At 34.7% G+C, this 15,921-nt stretch carries 13 protein-coding genes and 1 other annotated feature; of the genes, 3 read left to right on the forward strand and 10 right to left on the reverse strand.

What is annotated here, in order from left to right; translation table 11 throughout:
- Positions 1-66: 66 nt before the first annotated feature.
- Positions 67-297 (reverse strand) — a binding site (T-box leader).
- Positions 298-362: 65 nt separating this feature from the next.
- Positions 363-536 carry a hypothetical protein gene (locus tag D2K40_RS16385; RefSeq protein ID WP_162879165.1) on the reverse strand — a complete coding sequence of 58 codons (174 nt, stop codon included), beginning with the start codon at positions 534-536 and terminating at the stop codon, positions 363-365.
- A 242-nt stretch (positions 537-778) separates the two neighbouring features.
- Between D2K40_RS16385 and D2K40_RS07520 the strand changes: the two genes are divergently transcribed.
- Positions 779-1,864, forward strand: a complete 1,086-nt coding sequence (locus D2K40_RS07520; protein WP_162879166.1) for an N-acetylmuramoyl-L-alanine amidase family protein — start codon at positions 779-781, stop codon at positions 1,862-1,864.
- Positions 1,865-2,115: 251 nt separating this feature from the next.
- On the opposite strand, the gene dtd is transcribed toward D2K40_RS07520, so the two are convergent.
- The 7 genes from dtd to D2K40_RS07555 form a co-directional block, all read right to left on the reverse strand.
- Entirely contained in the window at positions 2,116-2,562 is a 447-nt protein-coding gene (gene dtd, locus D2K40_RS07525; RefSeq protein ID WP_117154549.1) for a D-aminoacyl-tRNA deacylase, read from the reverse strand.
- A gap of 29 nt (positions 2,563-2,591) precedes the next feature.
- Positions 2,592-4,793: a RelA/SpoT family protein gene (locus tag D2K40_RS07530; RefSeq protein WP_117154552.1), complete on the reverse strand. Its 2,202-nt coding sequence runs from the start codon at positions 4,791-4,793 to the stop codon at positions 2,592-2,594.
- A gap of 277 nt (positions 4,794-5,070) precedes the next feature.
- Positions 5,071-5,583: an adenine phosphoribosyltransferase gene (locus tag D2K40_RS07535; RefSeq protein ID WP_117154555.1), complete on the reverse strand. Its 513-nt coding sequence runs from the start codon at positions 5,581-5,583 to the stop codon at positions 5,071-5,073.
- Positions 5,573-7,924, reverse strand: a complete 2,352-nt coding sequence (gene recJ / locus D2K40_RS07540; protein WP_117154558.1) for a single-stranded-DNA-specific exonuclease RecJ — start codon at positions 7,922-7,924, stop codon at positions 5,573-5,575. The genes D2K40_RS07535 and recJ overlap by 11 nt, the downstream gene beginning before the upstream one ends.
- A gap of 59 nt (positions 7,925-7,983) precedes the next feature.
- Positions 7,984-8,313, reverse strand: a complete 330-nt coding sequence (locus tag D2K40_RS07545) for a LapA family protein (protein ID WP_117154561.1) — start codon at positions 8,311-8,313, stop codon at positions 7,984-7,986.
- Between the two features lie 131 nt (positions 8,314-8,444).
- On the reverse strand, positions 8,445-10,703 hold the full coding sequence (gene secDF / locus D2K40_RS07550) for a protein translocase subunit SecDF (RefSeq protein ID WP_117154564.1): 2,259 nt from the start codon (positions 10,701-10,703) through the stop codon (positions 8,445-8,447).
- A gap of 184 nt (positions 10,704-10,887) precedes the next feature.
- Positions 10,888-11,187: a post-transcriptional regulator gene (locus D2K40_RS07555; RefSeq protein WP_117154567.1), complete on the reverse strand. Its 300-nt coding sequence runs from the start codon at positions 11,185-11,187 to the stop codon at positions 10,888-10,890.
- A 115-nt stretch (positions 11,188-11,302) separates the two neighbouring features.
- Between D2K40_RS07555 and spoVB the strand changes: the two genes are divergently transcribed.
- Complete coding sequence (gene spoVB, locus D2K40_RS07560) at positions 11,303-12,856, forward strand: stage V sporulation protein B (RefSeq protein WP_117154570.1); 1,554 nt, start codon at positions 11,303-11,305, stop codon at positions 12,854-12,856.
- On the opposite strand, the gene D2K40_RS07565 is transcribed toward spoVB, so the two are convergent.
- Positions 12,851-13,519 carry a DUF421 domain-containing protein gene (locus tag D2K40_RS07565; protein WP_308422900.1) on the reverse strand — a complete coding sequence of 223 codons (669 nt, stop codon included), beginning with the start codon at positions 13,517-13,519 and terminating at the stop codon, positions 12,851-12,853. The genes spoVB and D2K40_RS07565 overlap by 6 nt on opposite strands.
- 55 nt (positions 13,520-13,574) lie before the next feature.
- Positions 13,575-14,891, reverse strand: coding sequence for an ArsB/NhaD family transporter (locus D2K40_RS07570; RefSeq protein WP_117154574.1), 1,317 nt, complete (start codon positions 14,889-14,891; stop codon positions 13,575-13,577).
- Positions 14,892-15,037: 146 nt separating this feature from the next.
- Between D2K40_RS07570 and D2K40_RS07575 the strand changes: the two genes are divergently transcribed.
- Positions 15,038-15,415, forward strand: coding sequence for a TIGR04086 family membrane protein (locus D2K40_RS07575; RefSeq protein ID WP_117154576.1), 378 nt, complete (start codon positions 15,038-15,040; stop codon positions 15,413-15,415).
- Positions 15,416-15,921: the final 506 nt, after the last annotated feature.

The following is a 15,921-nucleotide window of genomic DNA, read 5'->3' on the forward strand; positions in this document are numbered from 1 at the left end:
CACTTACTAAATTGATACTTTAAATAAAAAATTTCACTTAGAATATAAATAAACTCCCGCCCCCAAAAAAGGGACGAGAGTTAAACACCCGTGTTACCACCCTAGTTGAAACACATATAGACCATGTATTTCCACTCGAAACAGTTAACGCCTGCCTACGTTTGTATTTACTTTAGTTTCAATACAAAACCTACGGAATGTCTTTCATTGAGGTGTTAAATAAGGATCTTTTCAGCCCAGGAGATCCAGTCTCTTTTTTAACATTGTCTCAATTACTTTTTCCCTCATTGGATTTCATCTACATAATTTTCTACACGAATTGTTTGAATTGTTTATAATATTACTGTTTGCATTCCCTATTGTCAAGAACGATTTAATTTTTCCTTTAATTTTTTTACATCATGCAAGGAAATACCCAATTCTTCAGCAATTTCCAAACTATTACTAAAAGATTCAAGCTCAACAAAACGATGGAAATTAGCACCAAATATTGAAGCGGTCCCTTGAGTATTTAATTGTTTATTATTAATGCGCATATTCGATCGACCTCTTCCGATAATCTTTGACTTATACATCTAAAATTGCTTATTATATAAAGTGAAACTTCAATCAGTGGGGGTTTTTGCCCTTCCCACACTGATTGTTAGTTGAACCATTCGGGGTGTTAGCGACCGTTTACTCCCACTTAAACACTTTGATTTCCTCGATGTTTCGAAGTGGGAGTTTTACGGACGATTACACCGGGATAAAAAGGATACATCATTTGGGGGAAAATAAAATGCAACTATATTTAAAGCGTGGGATTATCTTTATTTTAGTTTTATTTACATTTAGCTTGTCCATTTCATCAACGGTATATGCACAACAAGTAAAAATTACAGCAACCGATCTTCTCGTCCGTAGTGGAGCTGGATCAGAATATGAAGTAATTGGTTCCGTAGATTCAGGCGAACGTTATCCTCTAATTAGCGAGCAAGCTGAGTGGGTAGAAATTGCTTATAATTCTACAACTGGATGGGTCTCTAAACAATATCTCACTATAATAGAAAGTAATAATCAAAGTTCGGAAGAAGTACAAGACAACATACAAGATGAACAAATTTCTGAACCTCTCACAATAAAATACAATAATACAAATATACGTAGCCTACCTTCTACAGCTGGGGATATCCTGGCTATTGTTCCTAAGGGAGAAACCGTAACACAAATCGATATTGTAAATGGCTGGGCTAAAGTTAATTGGAACGATACAACCGGGTATTTACCAGCATGGATTTTAGAAGAAGGAACATTTATGGATAATAATACAATCTCTGTTTTGCAAAACAAAGTTATTGTAATTGATCCAGGTCATGGCGGTAGAGACGTTGGAGCAATTGGCGCAAGTGGAAATTTTGAAAAGGATTATACACTTAAAACCGCTAAAAACTTACAAAATTATTTAGAATTACTTGGTGCAACTGTTTATCTAACGAGACCTGACGATCATTATTATACTCTAACCGGAAGGTCTAGTTTTTCAAACTATTTTGATGCTGATGTATTTTTAAGCCTTCATTATAATAGCACACCAGAGTATCCAAGCGCACAAGGAATAAACACTTACTACTATGATGAAAGTGACAAAACTTTGGCAAAATTAATACATGATGAGTTATTAGATTCGACTTTGACTAGAGATAGAGGTTTTGATGATGGTGACTTTCAAGTAATTCGCACTAACCATCAACCTGCACTTTTATTAGAATTAGGATTTATTTCGAATATAGAAGAAGAAAACAATATAAAATCATTTACTTACCAAAGAAAGATCAGCCAAGGTATCATTACAGGTTTACAAAAATACTTCTCAATAAGTGAATAAAGAACAAAAGCGTAAGCGCCCGGGTAGCAACGTACGGACTGGACTGAGCCGCAGGAGATAAAGGAAACACGTTGACCGAAGGAAAACGATGTTGACTTATCGTACGGAGGTGAAGGAAGTCTCGCTAGTTGCTGGGCGCTGAAGCTGGATGTGGCCAACTAAGATAAAAGTTATCCACAACATTTCATTTTATAATTTCTAACAACTAAAAAAACAGATCCTCTATTTTTATTAGAAGATCTGTTTTTTATTTATTTTTTGCTTGTGCTATCTAATAGCAATGTTACTGGCCCACTGTTCACCATACTTATATCCATCATTGCTCCGAAAGTTCCGGTTTCTGTATGCACTTCAGCTTTTGCTTTTTCGTTAAAGTAATCGTACAAAGCTTTTGCATGGTCTGGTTGTGCAGCCTCCATAAAGTTTGGCCTTCTTCCTTTTCGACAATCACCATATAAAGTAAATTGAGATACAGATAATAAACTTCCTCCAATATCTTTTAAAGAAAGATTCATTTTCATTTCATCATCTTCAAAAATTCGTAAATTAATAATTTTTTGAAAGAGATAATCTGCATCCTTTTCAGTATCTTCATGGGTAACACCAAGCAAAACAAGCAAACCACGCTCGATTGAACCAACTATCTCATCATCTACTCGAACGCTAGCTTGGTTAACTCGTTGAATGACTGCTTTCATACTACTCTTACTCCCTTATACCTTAATACTTACTGAACAACACGTTCTACTGTATAGACATCTTTTATCTGCTTTAATCGCTCAACTATTTTACGTAAATGTCCTACATTATGAATTAATAGGGTGACATGTATAACCGCTCTTTTATTTCGATCAGATTTACCATTCACAGCGATCATATTTGTACGCATTTCGTTAACAGTTTGCAATACATCATTTAATAATCCTCGTCGGTCATATCCTGCAATTTCTAAGTCAACATGGTAATGTTTCGATGCTGTATTAGTGTTTTCCCACTCTACATATAACAGTCGTTCGCCCGCATCTTCTGCTTGTATATTGGGACAATCCTTTCGATGAACAGAAACACCACGTCCTTTGGTAATATATCCTACAATCGCATCACCAGGAACGGGATTACAACACTTCGCCAGTCTTACTAATAAATTATCGACGCCTTCTACTTTCACTCCAGAGTCTTTTTTATGAGAAGATTTTGGCTTTACAGCTTGTTTTTGAACATCTTCAATCGTTTGCTCTAGCTCTTGATTTGCTTCTTCTTTTCTCAATTTTTCTGTTAATCGCGTTGCAATTTGTGCAGCTGTTATACCTTGATAACCAACTGCTGCATACATATCTTCAACGCTAATAAAGTTAAATCGCTCTGTGACGCGCTTTAAGTTATCGTTTGTTGTCACATCTTTTGGATCAAAACCAGTTGTTCGAATTTCCTTATCAACTAATTCTTTCCCTTTAATAACATTTTCATCTCGCTGTTGCTTTTTGAAAAATTGTTTAATCTTATTTTTGGCTTGAGAAGTTTGAGTCATCTTAAGCCAATCACGAGAAGGACCATATGAATGTTTTGATGTAATGATCTCGATAATGTCACCATTTTTCAATTGATAATCTAATGGTTCCATTTTCCCATTTATTCGTGCACCAATTGTTTGGTTTCCAACTTCTGTATGAATTTTATAAGCGAAATCAATTGGAACTGATCCTGCTGGAAGCTCAATCACATCACCTTTTGGTGTGAATACATAAGCCATGTCAGAAAAAAGATCAACTTTCAACGATTCCATGAATTCCTCTGCATCATGTGTTTCATTTTGCCATTCTAAAATCTCACGGAACCATGCTAATTTCTCTTCCGAATTTGCATGGCTTTGGTCAATCTTTTTACCTTCTTTATAAGCCCAGTGTGCAGCAATACCATATTCAGCAATCTCATGCATTTCTTTGGTTCTGATTTGCACTTCTAAAGGTGCGCCCTTAGGACCAATAACAGTTGTGTGAAGTGATTGATATAAATTAGGTTTAGGCATCGCGATATAATCTTTAAATCTGCCAGGCATTGGTTTCCAACATGTATGAATAATACCGAGAACAGCGTAACAATCCTTTATACTATCCACAATAATTCGCACTGCCAGAAGATCATATATTTCATTAAACTGTTTATTTTGCAACACCATTTTACGGTAAATACTATATAAATGTTTTGGTCTACCTGAAAACTCTGCTTTAATATTCACATCTTCTAATTGATTCTGTACTTCTTGCATTACCTCTTCAATATAAGACTCTCGTTCCTGCCTTTTCTGTTTCATCAAATTGACAATCCGATAATATTGTTGTGGATTCAGATAACGTAATGCAACGTCTTCAAGTTCCCACTTTATTGCCGAGATACCTAAGCGATGCGCTAAAGGAGCAAATATTTCTAAAGTTTCATTTGAAATCCGTCGCTGCTTTTCAGGTGGGAGGTGCTTTAACGTCCGCATATTGTGCAGGCGGTCAGCTAATTTAATAAGAATTACACGAATATCTTTGGCCATTGCAATAAACATTTTTCGGTGATTTTCAGCTTGTTGTGCTTCTTTAGATTTATATTTAATTTTCCCTAGCTTTGTTACACCATCGACCAGCATAGCAACTTCGGTATTAAATTCTTCTTCTAACATCTCTACTGTTACATCTGTATCTTCAACAACATCATGTAAAAAACCACCAGAAATCGTTTCAGGATCTAGTTCTAAATGAACTAATATTCCTGCCACTTGAACTGGATGGATAATATATGGTTCTCCTGATTTTCTAAATTGGTTCTCATGTGCTTTTTTTGCAAATTCATAAGCACGTCTAATAAAATCCGTATCTTCTTTTGAAAGATATTGGGAAGCTTGTTCTATTACATCTTGTGCTGTCAAAATATTATCTTTCGACATTTTATCACCTTTGTCCTTTTATGCCTCTGTTTTTAGCATGGTCACATTTTCAACTATATAAAATAAAAACGTAAAATAAGAAGCTTTATAATAGTATAATAAAAGATTTGTCCAAATGATACAACGATTTCAATGATTTTAACGGAATAGGAACCTCCCTCAATGAAAGGGGGTTATCAATGTCGGATAAATATAATCCGGCAAATTTCGACTGAATCTAGGAAAATAAGGAGTACCTATAAGGCACTCCTATTTTCTGAAAAAAGATATTCTCTTTTTAATATTCCATTAATGTTAGTATATCATACCCTTGCAACTTTTCTCGACCATCTAGGTATGTAAGTTCAATTAAGAAAGCACAACCTACTACAATACCACCTAATTGCTCGACCAACTTGATTGTTGCTTCAATCGTCCCACCAGTAGCCAATAAATCATCCGTGATCAAAACACGTTGTCCTGGTTTGATTGCATCTTTGTGGATTGTCAAAACATTTTCACCATACTCTAAACCATAATTAACTTTTATCACTTCACGTGGAAGCTTTCCCTCTTTTCTTACTGGTGCAAAACCTATTTCTAAGGCATATGCTACCGGACAACCAACAATAAATCCTCTTGCTTCTGGACCCACAACTAAATCAATATTTTTTTCACTTGCATATGTTACGATTTCATCAACTGCAGTTTTATATGCTGCACCATTATCCATCAATGTCGTAATATCTTTAAATTTAACTCCTTGCTTCGGCCAATCCTCTACAACTGTAATATATTCTTTATAATTCATTTACTATTTCCTCCTTAACAGAGCAATCTTGCTCCATTTGACTGCTTAACCATGTTTTCAATTCGGTATAACTAGAATAGTATAACACTTGCTCCATCTGTGATTGAGCAAGTGATTGCTTGTAAATATCAGATTCTGATAAATCTCGCTTTACGACTTGATTGTTAGGTTTCACTACTCCATCGTTTATTTTAACAAATTCTAATTCAGAAAACACTTGAATTATAAATTCTATTTTATTTATTTTCCAACCTTTACTTTTACTGAGTAGTTCTAACTCGTTTTTCATATGGAAATAGCCTCGCTTTAACAGCATTGCATAAAACCATTTAAAGTCATCACGTGTGGGGGAAGACTGCATAAAGTGATCTGTTTGGATTCGATAACAAGCAAAGATTTTTTCTGGTGACAAAAATGTGAACAACTCTTCTAGGTCTTCTGTTTTATCAGGTAAATCCATTAAAACAATATTTTTAATCCATCCTAAATCTTCTTGTGCTTCAAGCACTTTTATTTTTTCAAAAGTAAATAATTGTGCATCTATACCTGGTGAAGTCGTATTCTTTTGGAAACTTATAATAATTGAATCTCTTTGACTCAAATGATTTACTTGTTTTTCCCATAAATTAGAACCACGATAATCAAATAGTTGCCATTCTTGTATTGCTAGGTCCTTGATCATGACTTGTGGACTTTTCTTACCATTCCATTCATTTACTTGTAAATATCCAACCATCTCAACCTCTGCTTGAGTTGAAATTGATGGGAAAAGGTGTCCCATTCCAAATCCAATTCCATTTAATTGTGTATTACTTGAACGAAACATCATTTTAAGATGGTTCTTTTGACTACCAATTTGCCTTTGTTCTATTGGCTTTGCCTTAAAATGAAATAAGGGCTTTGGATTCCCCATCCCAAATGGTGCTAGTCTATTTATTTCATGGATCATTGCTATATCAATTGAGTCGATGTCAATTGAATCTTCCACCTCAAACTCTTCTTGATAATCTTCTGGTTTTAATTGTTGATCTGCTAATTGATTGAGATAACGTCTAACTTCATCAACTTTATCAATTTCAAGTGTCATACCAGCAGCTTGTGAGTGACCACCAAATTGCAAAAAAGATTCCTTGATTTGCATACCATTCGCGAACAAATCAAATGCAGGAATGCTTCGAGCAGAACCTTTGGCACGATTTACCTCATTTTGAATCGTCAGTACTATGGCAGGACGTTGAAATGTTCTTACAAGCTTAGAAGCAACAATACCTAGTACCCCTTGATTCCATCCTTCTTTTGCAACAACGATTACATTTTTGTTCGTATCAGGAGAGGCTTCAACCATGGCAGCTGCTTCTGATGCAATCTCCGTTACAATTTGCTGACGCTCTTGATTTAAAGTATTGATCTGATTAGCAATCATATCAGCTTCTTCTTGGTCTTCTGTTAATAATAGTTCTACTGCAGGATATGCACTTTGAAGTCTACCCACAGCATTAATTCTTGGACCAATTAAAAAGCCAATATCTTCTTCTGAAATACTATCTTGAATACTACAAATTTTTATCAAAGCCTGAATACCAGGTCGTTTTGACTGTGATATTGCTTTTAAACCGTGATATGCAAGGACACGATTTTCATCTACTAACGGCACCAAATCCGCAATAGTTCCAATTACAACCAGATCTAATAGCTTTTCTGGAAAATAACCGAGTAAATGCTGTGCTAATTTGAATGCAACTCCCGCTCCAGCTAATTCTTTAAACGGGTATTTTTCTGAACATTTTGGATGAATAATTGCAAGAGCTTCAGGAACTGATTCTTGTAATTCATGGTGATCCGTTATAATTAAGTCCATACCTATTTCTTTTGCGACAATTGCAGATTCAATTGCAGCAATTCCAGTGTCGACTGTAATAATTAACTGAAAACCTTGCTTTTTCGCTTCTCGAAATGCTTGTTCATTTGGTCCGTACCCTTCGGTAAATCGATTTGGTATATAATAATCACACATCGCTCCAAGTTCACGTAGTGCTTCAACTAGAATAGCTGTAGCAGTAACACCATCCGCGTCATAATCGCCAAAAACCAGTATACTTTCGCCATTTTCAATAGCTTGATTAATTCTTTGTTTAGCCTTTTCTATACCATCTAACAAACTAGGTTCATACAATTCATTTAAATTCGGTTGTAAATACGAACTCACTTCCGAATTTGTCTTAATATTTCGTTTTGCTAACAATTTTTTTATTGTTGGAGAGAGCGCCAAATCTGCTAACTCTTCCGATTGATCTATCTGTTGTTTATGTGTGAACTTCCATTTTGTTTGACTTTGTAACATAAATTCACCCCTGACTCACTTATTATACTAGAGTGAGTCAGGGGGTTCAAATGGAATAATTATTCTTTTGGTAAATCACTGTTTTTTTCTGAGTCAACACTTACTTCTTCAGACTCACTTTCAACAGCTATTGTTTCATCCGCTTTTGCACTTGATTTTTCTCGTTCAAGTGTACGTATTTGTCTTTGTAATTTAAGTAGATGAAACGTACCAAATGCCGCAGTAATAAGCCCACCCATTAAAACCGATATTAAAATAACAAGAATTAGTGGCGCCTCTCCGGTACCGAATAGATAGTCAACTTCCACAGGTTCAACATTAATAACGGCAAACACAGCTACAATTAACGCAAATATAAGTGCTAAGATAATGTATGTTTGTCCTTTCATATCAACACCTCTTTTTCTTTAGTGATTATATATTTCCCTATTTTTAATATATAAAACTAGCCACTTACATGACTTTTTACATCTCAACAAAAAAAATTAGCTCCCCCTAAATCAAGGAAGAGCTGAATAAATTATACTTGCGGACTATCATTTCGTTTCTTCTCTGTATAGACAATAGGTTTTTCTTTAATACTTTTACCACGCCATACCAACCATACCTGTGCTGCAATAAATAAGGAAGAGTACGTACCGGCAAGTAAACCAACCACTAAGGCAAAAGCAAAGTTAGTAATAGATACTGCACCGAAAATATACAACATAATTGCTGCTACTATAACAGTTAGAACAGTATTAATACTCCTACCTAACGTTTGCATTAAACTTCTGTTAATAATTTTGGCTAATTCAGCAAATGACCGCACACGTTTTTTCGCCTTAAGATTCTCTCTGATCCGGTCAAATGTAACGATTGTATCGTTAATAGAATACCCGACAATCGTTAAAATGGCAGCGATTATGGTGATATCAAATTCTAGCTGCGTAATACTAAATAACGCTAGAATAAAGAAAGCATCGTGTAATAACGCTAGAATTGCTGTGAGCGCGAAATAAAATTCAAAACGAATTGCAACATAAATCACTATACCGATAGAAGCGTATATTACGGCTAAAATTGCATTTTGTGCTAATTCTTGTCCAACAAGAGGTGAAACAGTACTTACATTCGGGTCAGAACCATAAGCATCATTAAAATATGATCGTACAGTAGCAACTGTCTCCTGTTCTAATTTACTGTCAAATCTGGCTACAGCGATATCGTTATTATCGCCTGATAGTACTATATTTTCCGGTTCTATACCAATTTCATCAAAGTCTTGTTCAATCTTCTCTGCAGTAATCGTTTCTCCAACATTAATTTCTACACGAGAACCACTAGTAAAGTCTATCCCTAAGTTTAGTCCAAAAATACTTAGGCAAGCTATACCAGCAAGTACTAAAGAACCAGAAACCACGAAGAATTTTTTGCGTTGTTTAACAAAATCAAATTGTCTACCAAAAACTTTTGGTTCAATCTCATTTTTATCTGCAATATTTTTAATTTCCGATTTTTTCACACCGAACCAACCAGGCCGTTTATTTAGGAACTTGCTATTTACCCACAACCCTAGGAAAAAGCGTGAACCAAATACTGCTGTTACAAAACTTAATACTATACTTACCATCAATAATGTTGCAAATCCTTTTACAGAGCTTGTACCAAAAATGAATAAAACGGTCGCTGCAATAAGCGTCGTAATATTGGCATCAAATATTGTAGAAAGGGAATTACTATTACCTGCTTTAAAAGAAGCAACTACAGACTTACCTTCTTTTAACTCTTCCTTCATTCTTTCATATGTAATAATATTTGCATCAACTGCCATACCGACACCAAGTATCAAAGCAGCAATACCAGGTAGAGTTAACACTCCATTCATCAATTCAAATACAAGTAAAACTAAATAAATGTAAAGGCTCAGCGTTACGACTGCAATCAAACCTGGAAAACGATAATAAGCAATCATAAATAAGAAAATAAATCCAACACCAAGAAAACCTGCAAAAATTGTCTTATCCATTGCTTGTAAACCGAACTGTGCACCAACAGAAGTAGTATATTCTTCCGTTAAATTAACATCTAAAGAGCCAGCATTTAAGATGTCTGCTAACCGCTTTGCCTCTTCAACTGAAAAATCACCATCTATCTGAACGTTTGGTTGATTAATTGTGTACCTGACAGATGGAGCTGAAATATATTTAGGATCAGCCTTTTGTGATTCTTCCGCAAATGAATCACCTTGTTCATAATCCATCCAAATTGCTAAACGGTTATTCGGTGGTGGCATCTGTGATATTTCACTCGTTACCTCTCCAAATGCTGAAGCATCTTCAAATTCCACTGTTACGATTGGTTGATTTGTTGTAGGATCAAAATCCTGTCTCGCACTACCCTCAACAATATCAGATCCGTCTAAATATTCCTTATCATAAACATCTCGAAACGATAACCGAGCAGAAGTTGAAAGTAATTCTCTTGCTTCATTTTCATTTTCAATACCTGCTAATTGAACTCTAATTCGATTTGGTTCTTCAATAGTAAAATTTGGTTCGCTAACTCCTAGCACATCAACACGTTCCCTGAGTGATGCAACCGTTGCTTCAAGTGCTTCTGTGTCTATCTCTTCTTCATCCCCATCACGTGACTCTACAGTATAAAGAATTTCGACACCACCTTGAAGATCTAAACCTAGTTTCATGTCTTTTGTAATTCCTGTTATTGTCGTTCCTATCGTACCCGCTAATACTAAAACGATTAGGAAAAAGGCAATAATTCTGCCTCGTTTTACCATAATTGATTGCGCCTCCTCTACCCTATTCTTTCTACTTACTTGATTATATGTAATATTGAAGATTTAGAAAGAATAACGTATTTCATTTAAACACTTTTATAATTAGTAATATTAAAAAAACAACCCAAAAATATTATGAGACGAATAACAACAAATGTCAATTTAATTATTAAAAAAGCACTTTTTAATAATTTTCGTTGCTACCTTCTGATAACGCTGCGATAGAAGCCATTAAATCATCATTTTGATACGATTGAACTGTAAGATAACTCATAAATATATTGGAACTCAAATGTAAAATATCCTCTACAATCTGAAATAAACGTTTCTCTGGATTACCTTTCCAAACTTTTTCTTTTAAGCATTGCCAAACGATTTCTGGTGTTGCTCGACTATAACCCATCAATTGAAATTCCTCTGCCTTACTGTCTATTACACTTTTAAGTAAGGGTTTCCAATCCTCTACATGTTTAATCATTACCATAAAAAATCTCTCCCATCCACATCTATATTAACATGCTTGTCATGCTTGTGTATTCCATGTGCATATACATATTGTATAGGATTTTTATTTTTTTGAGAAGGTAGGATTGTTAATAATGAGCAAGCAAACATTTTTACAAGGAACACTATTCCTGATTATGGCAGGTTTAATAACTCGATTATTAGGTTTTATAAATCGAATTGTAGTTGCTAGATTAATGGGAGAAGAAGGTATTGGCTTGTATAATATGGCACTACCGACTTTATTTTTAGTCTATACTTTATCACAATTTGGACTACCTATCGCTATATCCAAACGCGTTGCAGAAGCAGAAGCACGAAATGATACGAAAAAAATAAAAAAAATCCTTATTGTTTCTTTAGTTATTACAGGGACATTAAGTATATTTTTTACGATTGGAATGATTATAGCTGCCCCATTAATCGCAACACGTTTTTTAACTGATGAAAGAACATTATATCCTTTGTTAGCAATTACACCAATGGTACCAATCAGTGCAATCTCTTCTGTCATTCGTGGCTATTTTCAAGGTAGACAAAATATGAAACCACAAAGTTATGCGCAAGTAATTGAACAAATTATTCGTATCTCATGTGTTGCTTTTTTCATCAAATTATTACTTCCATATGGAATTGAATTTGCTGCTTGTGGAGCAATGATTTCTGTTATAATCGGGGAATTAGTTTCACTTTTATTCATGATGCGGTTATTCCGGAGACATAAACGTATTACTTTGCATCATTCTGCATTTACCTATATCGCTTCAGGAAAAGATACTTTAAAATCTTTATTATCTATTGCATTACCAAGTACAGGAAGCCGCTTAGTTGGTTCTATTTCTAATTTCTTAGAACCCATTTTAGTTGCACAAAGTTTAGCAATTGCTGGTGTTGCCACCGTAACTGCAACAAAGCAATATGGTGCATTGACTGGTTATGCTATCCCATTATTATTTTTACCAACTTTTATTACACATTCTTTAGCAGTTGCTTTAATACCAAACATTAGTGAAGCTGAGGCAAACAATAACAACAAATTAGTTCATTATCGAATTCATCAAGCAGTCCGAATATCATTTGCTTCTGGTGCACTAGCTACAGTTATTCTGACTATGTTTGCTTCACCAATTCTACATTTTATGTATGGAACAAGCAATGCTAGCGGATTTCTTTTATTGATGGCTCCTTTTTTCTTACTTCTATATATTCAATTTCCATTGAATGCAACATTACAAGCATTAGATTATGCCAAAAAAGCAATGTGGAACAATATTATTAGTACTGGTGTTAAATTTGTCGTCTTAATTGTACTAACTAGTAATAGTCAATTTGGTATAATGGGAGCAGCAATCGCCTTAAGTGTTGGTGTTGTTTTAGGAACGTCGTTACACTTAGCAACATTAAACAATGTGATCAAATTTAGCATCCCAAAATCCGATATCCTTAAGATGATTGCTTTATTAGGATTGACATGGTTTGTTGCCAATGTTTTTAGACAACTTTTCACTGGGTATGATACAGTCTTATCTATATTGATACTTGTTATCTTATTAACTTCGGTCGCATATGTTTTCCTTCTTTTTTTATTAAAGTTCATAACAAAAGAAGAGTTAGTACAACTTCCATTTTTTAATCGTTTTTTCTCATAACAATTCATTTTTAATATCAATAAACCAATTACCAGCTTGGTCTAAAGAACAAAAGGATACCTGTTTAACATCAGGATATCCTTTTTGTTTTAATTTTTCGCGAAGCCATGCTTCATTCTTTTTAATTTTTTCTAAACCATCTGCTTGAATATCCCCATCCATTACAAGTGGAATAATGTAGCCATTTGTTTCACTATCATTTTGTGCATTTTCGTTTTCAAAAATAGATAATTTACCTGAAGGTTCCAATATGGCAAATGATACATCCTGAATGCTCTTTGTGCCGTTTTCCCTTAATTGCTGTAATAAATCATCTAAAGTATAACGTTGCTTCTTCATCTCATGTTCATCTATTTTTCCACGTGACACAATGACGGAAGATTTTCCTTCAAACCAATCCCTGAATTTTTTGTTTTTTAGTGAAAACCATGCAATTAATCGTTGGATAATTAATAATAATCCCATTGGAATCAACGCTTCAATTAGCGACTTATCTGTATCTTCAATAGTAAACATTGCTATTTCAGCTAGCATAATAAATACTACAATATCTAAAAGACTTAATTCACCAATTTCTCTTTTTCCCATTAAGCGAAAAACAATTGCAATTGCACCATATGTAAAAATTGTTCTGAAAATCAACTTCCCTATTTCAATATCCACTTTTTATCACACCTTTAGCTTGCTTACTTCCCTTTTTTATTATCATTACCTTTTTTTAATTGATTATGCTGATAAAAAGTGGATTTAAAAATGGACGTAAATAACGGAAATAAAGATAAATCATGGATAACAACATAGAAAATATTACTAATGGAACCCCGTATTTTAAAAAACGGAAAAAGGAAATATTCTCACCTTCGCCTTCAGCCAATCCAGCAACAACAACATTTGCTGATGCACCTATTAATGTGCCGTTCCCACCCAAACAGGCACCTAACGCTAATGCCCACCAAAGTGGATCAACATTCGCCATGCCGTATGCTCGAAATTCTTCAATAACTGGAATCATTGCTGCAACGAAAGGAATATTATTGATGATCTGAGATATTAAACCTGAAATCCACAGCAGTAAGATTGCCGTTAAAGGTAAGTCACCTTCTGTTATCCAGACGATGTAGCGAGCTAACTCATCAATCGCACCAACTTCCTCTAAACCACCAACTAACATAAATAAGCCGATAAAAAAGAATAATGTGATCCATTCAATCTCTTGAAATACTTTTTCGGTATCTAGTTCTCTTTCTGTTAACATAAGTAATAGTAAAGCGCCAAACACAGCCACAGTTGTTAGATCAATATGTAGAAATGGATGTAACAAAAATCCAGAAATTGTTAACCCTAACACAGCGACAGACTGGTAGACCATTGGGCTTTGGTGAATATATTCCTTTGCATTAATTTTCAACAAATCTTCTACTAAGTTAGATTGCATAACCAGCTCATTACGAAAACGCCAAACAACAAAAGCGAGCATAAAGGCAAATAAGAGAATCACAAGCGGACCAAGATTATTAATAAAAGATAAGAAGGTTAAATGTTCTACTGCTTGACCAATCATAATATTAGGTGGATCACCAATTAATGTAGCGGTTCCACCAATATTTGAGCTAAATATTATCGTTAATAAATATGGAAATGTAGGTAATTGCAATATTTTCGTTAATGTTAAAATAATTGGGACAAACAAGAGAACAGTTGTAACATTATCGAGTAATGCTGATCCTATTGCTGTTAAAAGTGCTGTACCAATTAGCAAAGGAACTGGTGCTCCTTTCACTTTTTGCGCAAAAATAATAGCGATATAAGTAAAAAGACCTGTTTTCTTTGTAATAGAAACTAAAACCATCATTGAAAATAATAGGGCTATTGTGTTCCAATCGATATATTGGATGAAAGCATCTTTCCATGTATAGATCTTCGTTAATATCAACAGAACCCCACCAAAAAGTGCAATTAAAGCTTGATTAATTTTTTCTGAGATAATGAATAGGTAACATATAATAAAAATAACAATCGCCAATGTAAAAGCCATACCTTGTCCCCTTTCCAAGGGTATATTCGCGCATTCATTATAGAAAGCTTTCTATCAATATATGCATGGCAAATCAAAATATTTAAGTCTATTTTGATAAAAACCGCATACAATTTAGTAATTGGACAAGCGGAGGAGGAATGGGTATGGTAAAATCTCGTACAACAGCACTATTGTATGGTTGGATTATGATATTAGCAATATTGTTATTAGCAAGTCTGGTTCTATCTCTATTATTACGTTTCACTTCTTTAGGAGCTTCGACATTAAATAGTACGACAACTGTTATCAGTTTTATTGCATTATTTGCAGGAGGCTGGGTTGCTGGGTTAAAAGCTGGCGAGAAGGGCTGGCTTATTGGAATATTAACAAGTCTCGGTTTCAGTTTATTCATTTTTTTATATCAATATTTAGGATTCCAAAGTGGATTTTCATTAACTCAAATTCTTTATCATAGCGGATTCTTATTAGCAGGCTTAATTGGTGGTGTGTTCGGAGTTAATACAAATAGAAAAGCTAGTTGATTAATATATAAAAGGGCCTTAATTAAGGCTCTTTTCTTATCTTGTTGTTTATAAAAATTCACAGTTGATATAAAATGCGCAATAGTAAGTAACGTACGTTACCGCTCCTCAAATGAAATTGACTCCCTTTCCGCAGGCACGGCTTCAGCTAACTCGGAGGCAAAAACCGCCTCCGAGTGGATCTTCAGCTCGCGCTGTTCCTGCAGGAGTGTCGCCAATTTCATTTGATCCGCTAGTTAGTCTAAAAATTTAATAATGCATTACACTCCATTTAAATGGCAGATTTTAAAGGGTGTTACTATCTCAAATCATGCTAAAGAGCACTAACTAGCGCAGGAAACAAATGGATGACACTCCTGTGGGAACAGCTCAAGTCGAAATCGAGTAGGAGGGGCTTCACAGCCCCGACCTCTCACACCACCGTACGTACGGATCCGTATACGGCGGTTCAACCTTTTGAGTATCTTATCTGGTAGAGGATGTTCATATCCTTAAGTCCCCATTTC

The sequence above is a fragment of the Paraliobacillus quinghaiensis genome (assembly GCF_003426025.1).
In the GTDB taxonomy this organism is placed as follows: Bacteria; Bacillota; Bacilli; order Bacillales; family Amphibacillaceae; genus Paraliobacillus_A; species Paraliobacillus_A quinghaiensis.